Annotated in this window: 11 protein-coding genes and 1 pseudogene; 9 read left to right on the top strand and 3 right to left on the bottom strand. The window is 61.4% G+C overall.

The features are described from left to right. Window positions 1-30: 30 nt before the first annotated feature. From HYP802_RS0116430 to lpxB, 8 genes and pseudogenes are all read left to right on the top strand, one after another. Window positions 31-1,191: a 1-deoxy-D-xylulose-5-phosphate reductoisomerase gene (locus HYP802_RS0116430; RefSeq protein ID WP_029671052.1), complete on the top strand. Its 1,161-nt coding sequence runs from the start codon at window positions 31-33 to the stop codon at window positions 1,189-1,191. A 63-nt stretch (window positions 1,192-1,254) separates the two neighbouring features. Further along, entirely contained in the window at window positions 1,255-2,397 is a 1,143-nt protein-coding gene (gene rseP, locus HYP802_RS0116425; RefSeq protein WP_013948481.1) for an RIP metalloprotease RseP, read from the top strand. A 295-nt stretch (window positions 2,398-2,692) separates the two neighbouring features. Beyond that, window positions 2,693-5,104: an outer membrane protein assembly factor BamA gene (bamA, locus tag HYP802_RS0116420; protein ID WP_013948480.1), complete on the top strand. Its 2,412-nt coding sequence runs from the start codon at window positions 2,693-2,695 to the stop codon at window positions 5,102-5,104. 190 nt (window positions 5,105-5,294) lie between these two features. Then, the gene (lpxD, locus tag HYP802_RS0116415) at window positions 5,295-6,356 is read left to right on the top strand and encodes a UDP-3-O-(3-hydroxymyristoyl)glucosamine N-acyltransferase (protein ID WP_013948479.1); all 1,062 of its coding nucleotides are present in this window, start codon (window positions 5,295-5,297) and stop codon (window positions 6,354-6,356) included. Window positions 6,357-6,412: 56 nt separating this feature from the next. Next, complete coding sequence (gene fabZ, locus HYP802_RS0116410; protein WP_013948478.1) at window positions 6,413-6,916, top strand: 3-hydroxyacyl-ACP dehydratase FabZ; 504 nt, start codon at window positions 6,413-6,415, stop codon at window positions 6,914-6,916. After that, window positions 6,909-7,715, top strand: a complete 807-nt coding sequence (lpxA, locus tag HYP802_RS0116405) for an acyl-ACP--UDP-N-acetylglucosamine O-acyltransferase (RefSeq protein ID WP_024276155.1) — start codon at window positions 6,909-6,911, stop codon at window positions 7,713-7,715. The genes fabZ and lpxA overlap by 8 nt, the downstream gene beginning before the upstream one ends. Before the next feature lie 11 nt (window positions 7,716-7,726). Next, window positions 7,727-8,536 (top strand): annotated as a pseudogene (lpxI, locus tag HYP802_RS24025) (UDP-2,3-diacylglucosamine diphosphatase LpxI); the annotation flags it as partial. A gap of 471 nt (window positions 8,537-9,007) precedes the next feature. Then, the gene (gene lpxB, locus HYP802_RS0116395) at window positions 9,008-10,186 is read left to right on the top strand and encodes a lipid-A-disaccharide synthase (protein ID WP_029671170.1); all 1,179 of its coding nucleotides are present in this window, start codon (window positions 9,008-9,010) and stop codon (window positions 10,184-10,186) included. Here lpxB and gltA read toward each other — a convergent pair. Together gltA and gltX are read right to left on the bottom strand one after the other, a co-directional pair. Further along, window positions 10,183-11,493 (bottom strand): citrate synthase, encoded by a 1,311-nt coding sequence (gene gltA, locus HYP802_RS0116390; RefSeq protein ID WP_013948475.1) that lies wholly within the window; start codon window positions 11,491-11,493, stop codon window positions 10,183-10,185. The two genes, lpxB and gltA, sit on opposite strands and share 4 nt — an antisense overlap. 324 nt (window positions 11,494-11,817) lie before the next feature. Continuing rightward, entirely contained in the window at window positions 11,818-13,383 is a 1,566-nt protein-coding gene (gene gltX, locus HYP802_RS0116385; protein WP_013948473.1) for a glutamate--tRNA ligase, read from the bottom strand. A 71-nt stretch (window positions 13,384-13,454) separates the two neighbouring features. Between gltX and HYP802_RS0116380 the strand changes: the two genes are divergently transcribed. After that, window positions 13,455-15,797, top strand: a complete 2,343-nt coding sequence (locus tag HYP802_RS0116380; protein WP_013948472.1) for a ComEC/Rec2 family competence protein — start codon at window positions 13,455-13,457, stop codon at window positions 15,795-15,797. A gap of 58 nt (window positions 15,798-15,855) precedes the next feature. Here HYP802_RS0116380 and lexA read toward each other — a convergent pair whose 3' ends face one another. Then, window positions 15,856-16,599 carry a transcriptional repressor LexA gene (gene lexA / locus HYP802_RS0116375; protein ID WP_013948471.1) on the bottom strand — a complete coding sequence of 248 codons (744 nt, stop codon included), beginning with the start codon at window positions 16,597-16,599 and terminating at the stop codon, window positions 15,856-15,858. Window positions 16,600-16,714 lie beyond the last annotated feature (115 nt).

Here is a 16,714-nt window from a genome sequence, read left to right as displayed (position 1 = left end):
GCAGCGCGCGCAGGCGACGCAGCACGGCCGATGCGGCTCAGCGTGCTCGGAGCGACGGGATCGATCGGGACGAGCACTCTTGATCTCGTCTCGCGGACACCCGAAAAATTCGAAATCGTTGCGCTGACGGCGCAATCGAACGCTAAGGAACTCGCGGCCCTGGCGCGCCGTCACAATGCACGGGTTGCCGTCATCGGCGATGAAACGCGTCTTGGCGAACTTCGTGAGGCGCTGGCTGGAACGAGCATCCGCACGGCCGCAGGGCCGGAGGCGCTTGTCGAAGCCGCGCTTGAACCCGTTGATTGCACATTGGCGGCCATCGTCGGCGCCGCGGGGCTCAAGCCGACGTTTGCGGCAGCCTCGCAAGGCGCCCGCGTGGCACTCGCAAACAAGGAATGTCTGGTCTCGGCCGGCCACGTCTTCACGTCGGCAATCTCTCGGGCTGGCGCCGAACTCCTGCCGGTCGACAGTGAGCACTCCGCCGCCTTCCAGGTCATGGCCGGTGCAGATCCGGCCTCGATTGATAAGATCGTGCTGACGGCGTCCGGCGGCCCCTTCCGGTCCTGGACCCGCGACGCCATTGCTGCTGCTACGCCGGAGCAGGCGCTCAAGCATCCGAACTGGTCGATGGGCGCCAAGATCACCATCGACAGCGCCACCTTGATGAACAAGGGCCTGGAACTGATCGAAGCTTTCCACCTCTTTCCTGTGGGCGTGGATAAACTCGATTGCATCGTCCACCCGCAATCAATCATCCATTGCCTCGTCAGCTACGTCGACGGCTCGGTGCTCGCACAGATGGCGTCCCCCGACATGCGCACGCCGATCGCCGTCGCTCTGTCCTGGCCCGACCGAATGGCGGCGCCGACGGAAAAGCTCGATCTCGCCCGCCTCGCGACCTTGACGTTCGAAGCCCCTGACGAAGATCGGTTTCCGGCTCTGCGCGTCGCCCGGGCGGCGATGCGCCGCGGCGATACGGCTCCGGCAGTGTTGAATGCCGCTAACGAGGTGGCCGTAAAGGCATTTCTCGATCGCCGCATCAAAATGTTCGACATTGCGGCCCTCGTCGAAGAAACGCTTGCTGCGGCGGAGCGTCAGGGGGCCATTTGTCCGGCCCAAAGCCTCGACGATATATTGGCGGTCGATGACATGGCCCGAGCCTTATCTAACGAGAAACTTAGTGGCTATTGAGGCGCCTAGCGCCTAATCTCGGCGGCTAACGGTAATCCGAATCAGCATCGGGATCGCGGACCTATGGATTTTTTGGCGTCGCTCGCAGGTTGGATCTGGCAATACGGAGTGATGTTCCTGCTGGTGTTGACCCTCGTGGTCTTCATCCACGAGCTGGGGCATTTTCTGGTTGCGCGCTGGTGCGGCGTGACGGTCAAGGCCTTTTCGATTGGCTTTGGCCCTGAAATCTATGGCTTTTATGATAAGTATGGGACTCGCTGGCGCTTCGCCTGGATCCCGCTTGGCGGCTACGTCAAATTCATCGACGACGAAAATCCTTCGTCGTTCGGCGGCGAAAAGCAGCTGAAGCCCTCCGAACGTGCGGGCGCATTCCATTCGAAGTCGGTAGGTGCGCGCGCTGCGGTCGTCGCGGCTGGTCCGATCGCCAACTTTATCCTCGCCATCGTTCTTTATTCCGGCCTTAACGCCACGGCTGGCCTGCACATTCTGCCGCCGTTGGTCGACGCGGTCGTGCCCAATTCACCGGCCGAGCGCGGCGGTTTCAAGCCGGGCGACATGATTGTCGCGATCAATGGCACTAAGATTGATCGTTTCGATGATCTGCAGCGAATTGTCGGCTCAAGCGCCGGCGAGCAGTTGGCCTTCACGGTCGATCGCGACGGTAAGACCGTCGAACTCAAGGCGACGCCGAACGTCGATGAGCAGCGCGATGCGATGGGTCGGACGTTCCGTCGTGGCTTGATCGGCATCCAGCGCGCCATTGCGCCGGACAAGGTGCGGACAGTTCACGTCGGGTTGCCGGAAGCCGTAATGCTCGGCGTTGGCGAAACCTACGGCAACATTACCGCGACGCTGGCAGGGCTCAGAGATATCATAACCCGCCGGCAGTCGGCCGAGCAGATGGGTGGCCCGATTATGATGGCCGAGGTCACCGCAAAAGTCGCCGAGCTTGGAATCGAGCCGATGCTACGGTGGATCGCCTTCATCTCGGCCAATATCGGCTTCCTGAACCTGCTGCCGATCCCCGTTCTCGACGGCGGTCACCTTATGTTCTACGCGTTCGAGGCAGTGCGCCGGAAGCCTGCCAGCGAGCGCCTTCAGCAGATGGGCTTCCAGGTCGGGCTGGCGCTGCTCATGATGTTGATGGTTTTCGTGAATTTCAACGACATTATGAACGTTTGGCGTCGATTGACGGGGGCGGGCTGATGCCGAGAAGAATCATTGGGGAGTGACGTAAACTTACAACTTTTCGAGGGCTTTCTGAATCGTTAAAAGCGGTATCCTGCGCAGCATGTTATGATTTCGACTCGGGGGGCCGAAGAGAAGTCAGACGGGAGAGGCTGTCGCGGAGCTGGGACGTCACCACGAACAAGACCAATAAGAAACGAGCCGACAAGAACGACAAAAAGACGACGAAAAAGAAGACGCATGAGTGTGACGCTGCCGCCGACAGCGCGCATGTGAATTTGGGGGTCGGCGGCACACGGGGGCAATTCCGCGTATGCAGAAATTCAAGATCATCCTGGCGGGATTGCGCCTCTTACTGGCGCTTCTTGTCCTCTCGCCGATGGTCGCGATGGTGGATGCAACCTGGACGTCGGGTGCTGCGTTCGCTCAAAGCGTGATCAAGAATATCGAAGTTATCGGTAACCGGCGGGTGGAGCCGGAGACTGTTCGCTCCTACTTGCAGCTCAACGCTGGCGATCCCTACAACGCCTCGAAGGTCGACGCCTCGATCAAGGCTCTCTTCGCAACCGGCCTCTTCGCTGACGTTTCAATCGACTACAAGGGCGCGACGATTGTCGTGACCGTGAAGGAAAACCCGGTCATCAACCAGGTCGCCTTTGAGGGTAACAGCGAGGTCGATACGGCCACGCTTGTCGGCGAAGTTCAGTTGAAACCCCGCTCTGTCTTCACGCGCGCCAAGGCTCAGGCCGATGTGCAGCGCATTCTCGACGTTTATCGCCGTCAGGGCCTTTTCGCCGCGACCGTTGAACCGAAGATCATTCAGCTTGAACAAGATCGCGTAAACCTCGTCTTCGAGATCAACGAAGGTACGGCTACGAAGGTCAAAGGCATCAATTTCGTCGGCAACCACGCGTTCTCCGACAGCCAGTTGCGCGACGTCATCTCGACGACGCAGGTCGGCTGGTTCGACTTCCTCAAGGGAACGTCGATCTACGATCCTGACCGCATGAACCTCGACCGCGAGCTCATCCGTCAGTATTACCTCAAGAACGGCTATCCCGACGCGTCCGTTACGGCTGCTAACGCCGAAATCGATCCGGACGGCACGGGCTTCATCATCACCTTCGCAATCGAGGAAGGTCAGCCCTATACGTTCGGTGCCATCAACATCGAAAGCTCGCTTCCGGGCATCGATACCAGCACGCTGACGGGCGATCTCCTGACGCAGACGGGGCAGGTCTACGACGCCTCGCAAATCGACAAGACGTCGGAAAAGCTGACGCTCGACATTGCCGACCAAGGCTATGCCTTCGCACGCGTTCGTCCGCGGCCGATCCCTGATGCAGCATCGCACACGATTGCGATTACCTACGTCGTTGACGAAGGCCCGCGCATCTACATCGAGCGCATCAACGTCATCGGCAATACGCGCACGAAAGACTTCGTGATCCGTCGCGAATTCCGCCTCGCGGAAGGCGACGCGTTCAACGCGTTGATGGTTGACCGCGCCAAGAAGCGCTTGCAGGCGCTCGGCCTCTTCAAGAGCGTCGACATCAAGCGTCGTCCCGGCTCTGCACCCGACCGCGTCATCCTCGACGTCGAGGTGCAAGAACAGTCGACCGGCGAGCTTTCGTTCGGTGCGGGCTACTCGACGAGTGAAGGCGTCATCGGCGACGTCTCGATCTCCGAGCGCAACCTGTTCGGTAATGGACAGTACGTCCGCTTGAAACTTGCAGGCTCGTTTGAGCGTGCGCAGGTGGACTTCTCGTTCACCGAACCGCGCTTCCTTGATCGTAACTTGGCTGCGGGCTTCGACCTGTTCTTCAAACAGCTCGACTACACCGATCAGTCAGGCTTCCAACAGCGCAAAATCGGCGGTGACGTTCGTCTGGGCTTCCCGCTCGCTGAGCATCTCTGGATGCAGACGAGCTACGCTCTGTCTCGCGATGAGATCTTCGACGTTACGTCTTGGGCATCGCCTGCCATTAAGGAAGCCTGCGGTGCGAACTTCAACGGCGGCACCGACCAGAACGGCCTGTTCCGTTGTACCGATAAGGGCTACTGGACGTCGCTCATCGGCACGACCATCAGCTACGATCGGCGTAACAATGCTCGTAACCCGACCAACGGTTACTACATCGAACTGGCAAACGACTTCGCGGGTCTCGGCGGTGACGCACAGTACTGGCGTGTCAATGCGGAAGGTCGCTACTACTACCCGATCACGGACAAGATCACCTTCGTTGGCCGCGCCGTTGGCGGCGTGATCCAGGGCTGGGGCGGCGAAGATGTCCGCCTGCTCGACTCCTTCTTCAAAGGCGGTGAGACGGTTCGCGGTTTCGATATCTCTGGCTTCGGTCCGCGAGACATCAATTCGTCGAACAAAGACGCGCTCGGCGGTCAAAAATACTGGGCGGCAACTGCAGAAATTCGCTTCCCGCTGCCGTTCGTTCCTGAGGACATTGGCCTCAGCGGTGCGGTCTTCGCCGACGCCGGTTCTCTGTGGGATGCTACAGGCGGAGCTGATGCCGCACTTGCTAACTGCACCACGACGTCCGGGAAATCCTGCTTGCAGGACAGCAGCGCCATCCGGTCGTCAGTTGGTGGCAGTATCATGTGGAACTCGCCTGTCGGCCCGCTTCGCATGGACTTTGCCAAGGTCCTCACCAAGGAAAGCTACGACCAGACGCAGTTCTTCCGCTTCGGTGCTTCGTCCAGGTTCTAAGATCCGCACGTGAACGGTTTGAAATTGTGATAAATTCGAGAGCGGCGCCCACAGAGGCGCCGCTCTTTTTGTCGATCAGGCAATACAGCTATGGGCAATTCCGCTCAGGGGCTTGCCATTATCTCTCAGGTCGTCCATTCAACGTCCCCACACCAATCATCTGAAACAACGACGTGCCGGAGGCGGCGCCATGGAGCATCCCGGTTTTTTCGAACGCACCGGGCCATATACGCTGTCTGAAGTCGCAAAGGCGGCAGGCGCAAAATTGGCTGACGGGGCAAATCCCGATGCCCTGATCGACGACGTACGGCCGCTCGTCGAAGCGGCGGCCACGCATGTGTCGTTTATCGACAATAAGAAATATCTGCCGCAGCTGGCTACGACGAACGCCGGCGCTTGTCTGGTTAGTCCGGCACTCGCCGATCGCGTGCCGGCCGGAACGACGGCTCTAGTCACGCCGCAGCCCTATCACGGCTTCGCTTTGGCTTTGGCGCTGTTTTATCCAAGCGCTATGCAACCCATGGTGGCTGTAGCAGGTGCGCCGCCTATCGACCCGACCGCCAAGATCGAGGCCGGTGTCATCATCGAGCCGGGCGTCATCATCGGGCCCGGCGTGCAGATCGGCAGCGGCACGCGCATCGCCGCAGGCGCGGTCGTCGGCGCACGGGTAACGATCGGACGGGACTGTTTTATCGGCCCGCTGGCGACCGTCACTCACGCACTTGTGGGCGATCGCGTCATTATTCATTCCGGCGTCCGGATCGGCCAGGACGGTTTCGGCTTCGCCATGGGCCGCAGCGGACATCTGAAAGTTCCGCAGATCGGTCGCGTCATCATCCAGGATGATGTTGAGATAGGGGCAAATACAACCATAGACCGTGGCGCCCTTAAGGATACGATGATCGGCGAGGGGACGAAAATTGATAATCTCTGCCAGATCGGGCACAACGTCCTGATCGGCCGCAACTGCATCATCGTTGCGATGTGCGGCATCTCGGGCTCGACCGAGCTCGGCGATTTTGTCGTCATGGGCGGTCAATCCGGGACTGTCGGCCACATCAAGATCGGTAGTGGCGCGCAGGTCGGCGGGGCATCGCATCCCACGCACGATCTCGCGGCGGGCGGCCGATACTTCGGCACACCGGCAAAGCCGTTGCGCGAATCCGCGCGTGAGCAGGCCATGATCAAACGGCTTGTCGCGCGTGACAAGGGAAGTCATGACGACGGATCGTCAGGCTCGGACGCAAGCTGACAATTCGAAGTCGGCGGGTGCGCCCGTGCAGTCACAATTTTTTGGAGCAGACGACGATGGAAGGCAAGGCACCAGCGGGCAAGGTTCTCGGGACCGCGGATATCAATCGCGTGATGCAGCTATTGCCCCATCGCTACCCGTTCCTGCTCGTCGATCGCATCTACGATATGGACGGCGATGAAAGCTGCGTCGGCGTCAAGAACGTGACGATCAACGAGCCGTTTTTCCAGGGGCACTTTCCGCAGTTTCCGGTCATGCCGGGCGTGCTGATCATCGAAGGCCTTGCGCAGACGGCGGGCGCTCTTTGCGTCTCGAACGTCGGTCAGGATTACAAAGCCGAGCTCGTCTACTTCATGGGCATCGACAACGCCAAATTCCGCAAGCCGGTTCTACCGGGCGATCAGCTCCACTTTCACGTGAAGAAGGTTCGCAATCGCGGCCGCGTCTGGCGCTTCAAGGGCGAAGCCAAGGTGAACGGCAAGGTCGTCGCCGAGGCCGAGATCAGCGCCATGCTCGCCGACACGGCCGACGCCCGCGCCTTTGCGAGCCAGAATGGCTGAGGTCGAAGTCCATCCGACGGCCATCGTCGAAGACGGCGCCTCGCTTGCGCCCGGCGTGAAGATCGGGCCGTTCTGCGTCGTCGGGCGCGAGGTCAAGCTCGGCGAGCGCGTCGAACTCGTGAGCCACGTCGTTGTGGCCGGCACGACGGACATCGGGGCCGGCACGCGCGTTTTTCCGTTCGCCTCGATCGGCCATCAGCCGCAGGATTTGAAGTACAAGGGCGAGCCGTGCTCGCTGTTCATCGGTTCCGATTGCATCATCCGCGAAGGCGTGACGATGAACCCCGGAACGGCTGGCGGCGGTTCGGTGACGACGGTCGGCAACGGCTGCGCGTTTCTTGCAAACAGCCACGTCGGCCACGATTGCCGCGTCGGCAATGGCGTCATCTTTTCGAACAACGTCATGCTGGCGGGCCATTGTAACGTCGGCGACTTCGCCATTATCGGCGGCGGCGCGGCCGTGATCCAGTTCGCTCGCGTTGGGCATCACGCCTTCGTCGGCGGCATGTCTGGCCTTGAGAACGATCTCATTCCGTACGGCATGGCGCTCGGCAATCGCGCCTATCTGTCGGGCCTCAATATCGTCGGTCTGCAGCGGCGCGGCTTCTCGCGCAACGACATCCACGATCTTCGCCGCGCCTATCGCCTGCTGTTCGCGGCCGAAGGCACGCTTGTCGAACGCATGGAAGACGTCGCCGAGGAATTCGCGGGCCACGCCTCCGTGCAGGAAATCCTGGCCTTCATCCGCCAGGGCGGCAAACGTTCTCTGTGCACGCCGAAGAACGGCGCTGAAGACTGAGCTTACGCGCGATGGGCGAGGCCACGAAGCGCATCGGGATCATCGCTGGCTCAGGGTCGTTGCCGCTTGAGGTCGCTCGAAGCATCGCGCGTCAAGGCGGCAGCGTTCACGTTGTCATGGTCGAAGGCGCCGCCGATCCGGCCTTAGCGGCCTTTCCACATACGACCGTCAATTGGGCACAGCCCGGCCGCGCGATGGCCGCGTTCCGCAATGCCAGCATCACCGACGCCGTGCTCATCGGCGGCTACGGTCGCCCATCGTTTGCTACCGCGCGTCCCGATCTCACCTTTATGCGTCTCGTCCCGGCCGTCGTGAAGCTCCTGAAAGCGGGCGGCGACGATGCCGTGCTGCGTGGCGTGCTCGCGCAATTCGAAGCGCTCGGTCTCCACATCTTGAGCGTTGCGGACGTCGCGCCGGAATTGATCGTTGCCGAAGGCGGCCTGACGAAAGCGCGTCCGTCCGATGGTGACACTGCCGACATCGCCCGCGGGTTCGATCTCGTTGCCGCGCTCGGCCGCTACGATATCGGCCAGGCTGTCGTCGTCACGCGTGGCGAGATCGAAGCCATCGAAGGCGCGGAAGGCACAGATCGCATGCTGAAGCGCGTCGCCGAACGCCGGGCGGCGCACGGAATGCGCGAACGCGCGGGCGTACTCGTCAAGCGCCCGAAGCCCGGACAGGACATGCGCGTCGATCTTCCGACCATCGGACCCGATACCGTCGCGAATGCTGCCGCGGCCGGACTGGCGGGCATCGCCGTGATGGCCGACCACGTCATCGCCGTGAACCGCAACGACATGATCGCGGGCGCGGATGCGCAAGGCCTTTTCGTGACCGGCGTAAAGGATGGCGAGCGCCCCCCGCTTGCTGCGAATCCGCCGTCATCGCGCATGACCACGCTCAGTCGTGTGGCCGCCTACGAAGCAGCCGATAAGGACGTGGCTCGCGCTGCGGGCATTTTGTCGGTGCTCCAACATTTTGGTGGCGGTTCAGCCATCATCATCGACCGCGGCCGTGTGCTCGCTGTCGGCACGACTGAAGGCCCATCCGACGTCATCGCCCGTGTCCGCGATCTTCGCGGCAACAACGCCAAGAGGCGCGGCTTGGCTGCGGTTGGCGCAAGGCAAGCTCTCACCCAAGGTCTCATAAAGGTCGCCAACGCCGCGCATCTTCTCGGGGTCGTCGCAACCGAAGCAGTAATCTCTCCGCCTGTCATCGCGGCGGCAAACGAATTAGGGATGTTCGTCGCAACGACTGCAGCACCGGCAACCGCACGAGGCACGGCTCGAACGATGACATCGCAATCCACATCGCGACCGTTGAAGATTTTTGTCGTCGCGGGCGAGCACTCGGGCGACGCACTTGGCGGAAAACTGGTCCATGCGCTGAAGAAGCGATATGCTGGCGACATCACCTTTGCCGGTGTCGGCGGGGAAGATATGGCGCGTGAAGGTTTCTCGTCGCTCTTCCCGATCGAAGACGTTGCCGTCATGGGGCCGCTGTCGATCCTGCCGAAGCTGCCGCGCATCGTACGCCGCGTCTATCAGACGGTCGATGCTGCCATCGCCTTCGCGCCCGATCTCGTCGTCATCATCGACAGCCCGGAATTCACGCACCCGATAGCGAAACGTATTCGCAAGCGCGCACCGCAGATCCCGATCGTCGATTACGTCAGCCCGAGCGTTTGGGCTTGGCGTCCCGGCCGCGCAAAGAAGATGCGCCCGTACGTCGATCACATCTTGGCGCTGCTGCCGTTCGAGCCGGAAGCGCACGCGCGTCTCGGCGGACCTGCATGCACCTATGTCGGCCATCCGCTGATCGAAAAGCTTGCCGAAATCCAGAACGCCGACGCCGCGGCTCTTGCCGCGCGCTTGCATCTCGATCCGATGCGCCCGGTACTTCTCGTGCTTCCCGGCAGCCGAACATCCGAGGTCGAGCGCCTGATCGACGTCTTCGGAGAAGCGGTCGCGCAGCTAGCCGGTTCTATCGGACCGATCGAAGTCATCATTCCAGCGGTGCGCCACGTCCGCGACCGCATCGTTGAAAAAACCGCAAACTGGACGCCGCGTCCGCACGTCGTTGAGAGCGACGACAAATACGCCGCGATGCGATTGGCCCGCGCCGCGCTCGCCGCTTCCGGTACGGTGACGCTCGAACTGGCGCTCGCGCAGACGCCCGCGGTCGTCGCCTACAAAGTCGATAAAGTGATCGCGAACCTGCGCTTCCTGCTGAAGGTGCCGAGCGTCGTGCTCGCAAACCTCGTCATCGGTAAGAACGTCTATCCGGAATTTCTGCAGGAAGCCTGCACGGCGGAAAATCTCGAAGCCGCGCTGAAACCGTTGTTCGGCGAAACACCTGAACGCGCAGCCCAGCTCGAAGGCCTCTCGCTGGCGCCCGCCAAAATGCAGCTCGCCGCCTCAAGTCCAAGCGAGGCGGCGGCCGATGTCGTTCTGTCTGTCGTGAAGGCTTAGGCTGCCGGGAAATCGCGGCGTGCCGGACCGATGTAGAGCTGGCGCGGACGGCCGATGCGCTGCTCCGGATCTTCGATCATTTCTTTCCACTGCGCGATCCAGCCCACGGTGCGAGCCACGGCGAACAGCACCGTGAACATGTCGACCGGGAAGCCCATCGCGCGCAGAGTGATGCCCGAATAGAAGTCGATGTTCGGATAGAGCTTCTTCTCAATGAAGTACTCATCCTGCAGCGCGATGCGCTCAAGCTCGATTGCGACCTTCAAGAGCGGATCATCCTTGTGGCCGAGTGCGTCGAGCACCTCGTGGCAGGTCTTCTGCATCACCTTGGCGCGCGGATCGTAATTCTTGTAGACGCGATGGCCGAAGCCCATGAGGCGGAAGCCCGATGTCTTATCCTTCGCCTTCTTCACGTACTCGGGAACGCGATCAACCGTGCCGATCTCTTTCAGCATGTTGAGCGCGGCCTCGTTGGCGCCGCCATGTGCTGGACCCCAAAGACAGGCGATGCCCGCCGAGATGCAGGCAAATGGATTGGCGCCTGACGAGCCCGCAAGGCGAACTGTCGAGGTCGAAGCATTCTGCTCATGGTCGGCGTGCAGGATGAAGATGCGATCGAGCGCGCGCGAGATGATCGGATTGACGATGTAGGGCTCGCACGGAACGGCGAAGCACATCTGCAGGAAGTTCGACGTGTAATCGAGATCGTTGCGCGGATAGATGAAGGGCTGGCCCATCGAATATTTGTAGGCCATTGCCGCGATCGTCGGCATCTTGGCGATCATGCGCTGGCTCGCGACCTCGCGCTGCGCCGGATCGTTGATGTCGGTCGAGTCGTGATAGAATGACGACAGCGCGCCGACCGTGCCGACCATCACCGCCATCGGATGCGCGTCACGACGATAGCCGGTGAAGAACCGCGTCATCTGCTCGTGAACCATCGTGTGGTTCGTGATCGTCTTGCGGAAGTTGATGAACTCAGCGTTCGTCGGCAGCTCCCCGTAAAGCAGCAGGTAGCAGACCGCAAGGAAGTTGGTGTTCTCTGCGAGCTGATCGATCGGATAGCCGCGATAGAGCAATTCGCCCTTGTCACCGTCGATATACGTGATCGAGCTTTTGCAGTTCGCCGTCGACGTGAAGCCGGGGTCGTACGTGAAGCAGCCCGTCTCTTTGTAGAGATTGCCGACGTCGATGACGTCCGGGCCGATGGTGCCGGAGCGAACCGAAAGCTCGACCTGCTTGTTCTCGACCGTCAATGTTGCGCTGGGCTTCGCTGTGCCCTTCGCCGCCTTGTCGTGGATGTTCATGATCGCCACCTCGCCCCGGGGAAGACACTACCGACGCCTGAAGTAACTATCGCATTCCCCGACGGGTGGCCCGTATGCTTAAGGACCCTGGAGAACGTTCGGCGGCCTTCACAGAAGCAATCGGCAAACCAGGATTTACCGGATTTTTTGCGGTGCGGCAAGAGATCGTTAAGTGGGATATGAATACCGAAAACGGCCGGGATACGGGCCGTCTGACACGGTCATCCTGAAAGGCAAAGCCGACGATACAGTGCGCCGCTCGCTAGTTTCCCGTCGATCTTCGGAATAAGCCCACCAACGGCATTCGAAGTCGGGAATTAGCGTTTACGCCGCGGTATCGGCAATCCGGCCTAGACTTTCGTCGCGTCCCAGCACCTCGAGGACGTCGAAGACCGGCGGAGAGACTGCGCGCCCTGTCAGCGCCGCGCGCAGCGGTTGCGCGACGTTGCCGAGCTTTAAAGCTTTCTCTTCGACGTAGGACTTTACCTTGGCTTCGAGCAACGCCGAGGACCATTCCTCTGTGGAAACCTCCGACAGCAGCTTGAGCACTTCGGCGTTTGAAGCGCGGCCCTCTGCACTTAAAAGCTTCGCCGCCTTGTCTTCGAGATTTAGCGGACGCTGGGCGACAATGAACAATGCGCCGCCGACCAACTCGGCGAGCGTCCTCGAGCGTTCTTTCAGCGATGGGATCGCGCGCGTGAACGTCTCCCAGCCTTTCGCCGCGAAGAGATCGGCCAGATCTTTTCCCGACTGCACGGCCGGAAGCTGGCGCAGAACTTCGCGCGCAAGTACAATATCGGAGCGCGGCGGCGCCTTTGGATCGGGCGCGATCTCGGCTAGTGCTGAAAAATTCAGATGTGGCAGCATTCCGCGCACGTGCGCAGCCAACTCATCGTCGGAGGCCGCGCGAATGTAATGGCCATTGAGATCGTCGAGCTTCTTAAAGTCGAGCCGTGCCGCACTCTTGTTGATGTTATCGATGTCGAACCAGCGGATCAGGTCCTCCGTCGAAATAATCTCGTCGTCGCCGTGGCTCCAGCCGAGGCGGACGAGATAATTGCGCAATGCCACCGGCAGATAGCCCATGTCGCGATATTCTTCGACGCCCTGCGCGCCATGACGCTTCGAAAGCTTCGCGCCGTCCGCGCCGTGAATTAGCGGCACGTGGGCAAAATCGGGCACCGTCCAGCCCATGCCATTGTAGATTTGCGTCTGCCGCGCCGAGTTGGTCAGATGATCTGCGCCGCGAATGACGTGCGTAATTTCCATGTCGTGATCGTCGACCACGACCGCGAGATTGTACGTCGGGTTGCCATCCGATCTGAGGATGATCAGATCATCGAGATCCTTATTCGGGAAGGCAACGCGTCCCTGCACGTGATCGTTGACGATCGTCTCGCCGTCGCGCGGTGCCTTGAGGCGGACAGCGGGCTTCACGTCCTTCGGTGCGTCACTCGGATCGCGGTCACGCCAGGGCGATAGGAAAATCTGCGGTCGCCCCTCGGCTTTGGCTTTCTCACGTGCCGCTTCGATCTCGGCGGGCGACGAATAGCAGTAATAGGCGGCGCCGCGCGCCAGTAGTTCGTTCGCCACCTCGCGATGCCGGTCGGCGCGCGAGAACTGCGAAATGACGTCGCCGTCCCAGTCAAGGCCAAGCCACTTGACGCCATCGAGGATCGCAGCGACCGCCGCCTCGTTGTTGCGTTCCCGGTCGGTATCTTCGATGCGCAGCAAAAAGCGGCCGCCACGCCCACGTGCGTAAAGCCAGTTGAATAGCGCCGTCCGTGCGCCGCCGATATGGAGAAATCCGGTGGGCGAGGGTGCAAATCGAACGATGGGCGCGCTGGGTGTCATGGTCTCGGCCTTTGGACCTTTTGTTCTGTCTGCCATTGAGGGATTGAGGCTCCGCTCGTAGCATGTGAGATGGGACAAGTTAAGGGGGCGGAAAATTCCCGTTCCCGATGCGTCATGGGCAGGGCATGTCGGTCGAAGCGCGGGGACCGGACGTCGCATTTCCAGGCTATGCCGACCACGGCATGAGCCGCGCTGTCCTGTTGTTTGAAGCTGAACGGCAGAGCTTTTTCCTTTGGGCGCCCGTTTGCCTTGGTGCCGGAATTGCCGCCTATTTTGCGCTGCCCATGGAGCCGGCGCTGATCGTAGCGTTCGCGCCGCTGGCGCTCGCCCTGATTTTGCGCCTGACAGTACGTTCCGGCACGCTCGTCGCGACACTGATGATGGCGCTGGTTCTGATCGGCGCGGGCTTTGGCATCGCCAAGCTGCGCGTCGAAGCTGTCCGCGCGCCCGTTCTGACCAAGGCGCTGCACAGCGTCGAAGCCTCAGGCACCGTCACGATGGTCGAGGCCAAGCTGCCGCGTGGCCAGCGGCTGACGATCGCCAACCCCAAAATCGCAAATCTCGCTGCAGCCGATACGCCTGCCGTCGTGCGCATCCGCACGATGTCGTCCAAAACGCGCGCCGCACCGGGCGACAAGATCCGCATCAAAGCCAATCTCTCACCGCCGGCAAAGCCAGCGCTTCCAGGCGGCTTCGATTACGCGCGCACCGCTTGGTTCGAATCTGTCGGCGGCGTCGGTTACGCATTCGCAGCACCGACGATCGAAGGCCACGTTGACCCCAATAGCATCGTCCAATGGTATCGCCGCACCATCGAAAATATCCGTCAGGCGATTGCCGCGCGCATCCGTGCGGCGCTTCCTGGCGAAACCGGCGAGATCGCGCTTGCCCTTATCACCGGCGAGCGCGGCGGCATCAGTGCCGAGACGAACAACGCCTTCAAGAATTCGGGCCTGTTCCACATTCTCTCGATCTCCGGCCTACACATGGTGATTGCAGCAGGTGCCGTTTTCTTTTCGATCCGCCTGATCCTCGCTGCGATCCCGCGCATCGCCTTGACGATGCCGATCAAAAAGATCGCCGCTGCGCTCGGCATCATCAGCGCGGTCGCCTATCTCGCGATTTCGGGAGGCCAGTTCGCAACCGTGCGCTCGGCGCTGATGATCTTCATCATCTTCGGCGCCATGCTGATTGATCGCCCTGCGCTTGCGTTGCGCAACGTTGCGCTCGCGGCGTTCCTAATTCTGTTGGCCTATCCCGAAAGCCTGCTCGATGCAGGCTTTCAGATGTCGTTTGCCGCTGTGACGGCGCTGATCGCCTCGCACGAATTTTTGAGCAGCCTGTTCAATCGCGAGCAGAAGCCGCATCCCATCATGCGCGTCATCGTCTTCTTCGGTGAGATCATCGCCTCGACTCTGATCGCAAGCGTCGCGGTCGCGCCGTTTGCCGCCTATAATTTTCACCAGAGCCAGCAATATGCCGTGCTCGCGAACATGATCGCCATTCCGATCTGCAACCTGATCGTCATGCCGGCGGCGCTCGTCGCGATGGTGCTGATGCCGTTCGGCCTCGAATGGCTCGGCCTGAAGCCGATGGGCTGGGGCATCGAAGGCATGACGTGGTGTGCGAACGAAGTCGGCGCGTTGCCTGGTGCAGTCGGACATATTCCAGCGATCCCCGAACTGGCTTTCGTGCTGATGCTTACGGGCGGCGTCTGGTTTTTGCTTTGGCAGACGCGGATCAGGCTTCTCGGCGTTGCGCTTGTCGGCGCCGGGCTGCTTGTTTCGCCTTGGATGCCGCGCCCTGACGTTCTGATCGGACAGAAAGGTCTGCTTGTCGCCGTGCGCGATGACTCGGGCAAGCTCGACGCCATGCCGGGCAAGGGCACGAAATACGATCTCGACCGCTGGCTCGAATACGACGGCGATTCCCGAACGGCGCGCGATGCCAAGATCGGCAAAGGCTTTACTTGCGATGCGATCGGCTGCATCGCGCATGTCAAAGGCGCGACCGTCGCGGTCGCGCGCCATCCCGCCGCCGTGACCGACGATTGCCTCAACGCCGACGTGCTTGTGCTCGATACGCCCAAGCCCGGCAATTGCGCCGTGCCGCGAACGGTCGTCGATGTTTTCGATCGCTGGCGCAATGGCGCTTACGCCCTTTATGTCGACCGCAGCGACGACAGTCCGGAACCCAAAATCCGTCTCGAAACGGTCGCGGCTCATCGCGGCGAACGACCTTGGAGCGAGATGCCGGAGCGAAAGCAGGCAGCGCTGCCGAAACCCCGTATTCTGCAGACCCCGTCCCCGGCGGGTGCCCCGGCTGCCGAACCTGCCCGGACCGCCGAAGCAGAACCCCAAACACGCACCTCAGCCGACGTCGATCCGGGGGAGGGGGCGGAACTCGAAACGGAAGATATCACTGAGCCGGACGCCGAGAGCGGGCGTTAGCCATCGACGCTGCCCCGCGTCGCTCTAGCTCCGTCGACGCATGGCGGCGAACTGCCCCTCAATACCGCCGCATCAAGCCGACGAGGCGCCCCTGAATGTCGATCTGATCCGGCCCAAAGATCCGCGTTTTGAATTCGGGGTTCGCGGCTTCGAGCGCAATCGTCGAGCCCTTCTTGCGCAGCCGTTTCAGCGTCGCTTCCTCGCCCTCGACCAGCGCCACGATGATATCGCCGTTCTCCGCCGTATTGCAGCGGCGGATGATGACGGTATCGCCGTCATGGATGCCCGCCTCGATCATCGAATCGCCTTTGACCTCCAGCGCAAAGTGTTCGCCGTTGGTCAGGATGTCGGGTGGCACCGCAATGTCGTGCGTGTGGTTCTGAATGGCGCTGATCGGCGTACCGGCGGCGATGCGGCCCATGACCGGGATCGACACCGTCCGCGCGTCGATGACGTGCGACGGCGGCGGCGGCGTGGCCACATTCGTCTTCGGCGGCCCGGAGCCTTCGATCACGCTTGGCTGGAAGCCCCGCTGCGGTGCCGCGGCCGCGTTGGCACCCGGTGCCGCGGACGGCAAGCCAACCTGGTTGTCCGGCAGCTTGATGACCTCGATAGCCCGCGCCCGGTGCGGCAGGCGGCGGATGAACCCGCGTTCCACCAGAGCGGTGATCAGCCGATGAATGCCGGACTTCGACCTGAGATCCAGCGCATCCTTCATCTCGTCGAAAGATGGCGGCACGCCGCGCTCCTGCATGCGCGCATGGATGAAGAGGAGGAGGTCTTTCTGCTTTTCGGTGAGCATAGCGGTTCGTCTCAAGCCTTTCCTGGCTGGCAAGCGCGGCGGGCTGAGACGCTGACCACCGAAAGACCGCCCGCTCATTTACAGTACAAATCGTGTATGTACCCTAACCGTTCTC

The sequence above is a fragment of the Hyphomicrobium sp. 802 genome (assembly GCF_000526135.1).
GTDB lineage: Bacteria > Pseudomonadota > Alphaproteobacteria > Rhizobiales > Hyphomicrobiaceae > Hyphomicrobium_B.
This window is presented reverse-complemented; position numbering and strand designations above follow the sequence as displayed.

Bases quoted from the DNA above. Each gene is read 5' to 3' on its own strand.
- HYP802_RS0116430 (WP_029671052.1), top strand. From the start codon at position 31: ATGCGGCTCAGCGTGCTCGGAGCGACGGGATCGATCGGGACGAGCACT.
- rseP (WP_013948481.1), top strand. From the start codon at position 1,255: ATGGATTTTTTGGCGTCGCTCGCAGGTTGGATCTGGCAATACGGAGTG.
- bamA (WP_013948480.1), top strand. From the start codon at position 2,693: ATGCAGAAATTCAAGATCATCCTGGCGGGATTGCGCCTCTTACTGGCG.
- lpxD (WP_013948479.1), top strand. From the start codon at position 5,295: ATGGAGCATCCCGGTTTTTTCGAACGCACCGGGCCATATACGCTGTCT.
- fabZ (WP_013948478.1), top strand. From the start codon at position 6,413: ATGGAAGGCAAGGCACCAGCGGGCAAGGTTCTCGGGACCGCGGATATC.
- lpxA (WP_024276155.1), top strand. From the start codon at position 6,909: ATGGCTGAGGTCGAAGTCCATCCGACGGCCATCGTCGAAGACGGCGCC.
- lpxB (WP_029671170.1), top strand. From the start codon at position 9,008: ATGACATCGCAATCCACATCGCGACCGTTGAAGATTTTTGTCGTCGCG.
- gltA (WP_013948475.1), bottom strand. From the start codon at position 11,493: ATGAACATCCACGACAAGGCGGCGAAGGGCACAGCGAAGCCCAGCGCA.
- gltX (WP_013948473.1), bottom strand. From the start codon at position 13,383: ATGGCAGACAGAACAAAAGGTCCAAAGGCCGAGACCATGACACCCAGC.
- HYP802_RS0116380 (WP_013948472.1), top strand. From the start codon at position 13,455: ATGCGTCATGGGCAGGGCATGTCGGTCGAAGCGCGGGGACCGGACGTC.
- lexA (WP_013948471.1), bottom strand. From the start codon at position 16,599: ATGCTCACCGAAAAGCAGAAAGACCTCCTCCTCTTCATCCATGCGCGC.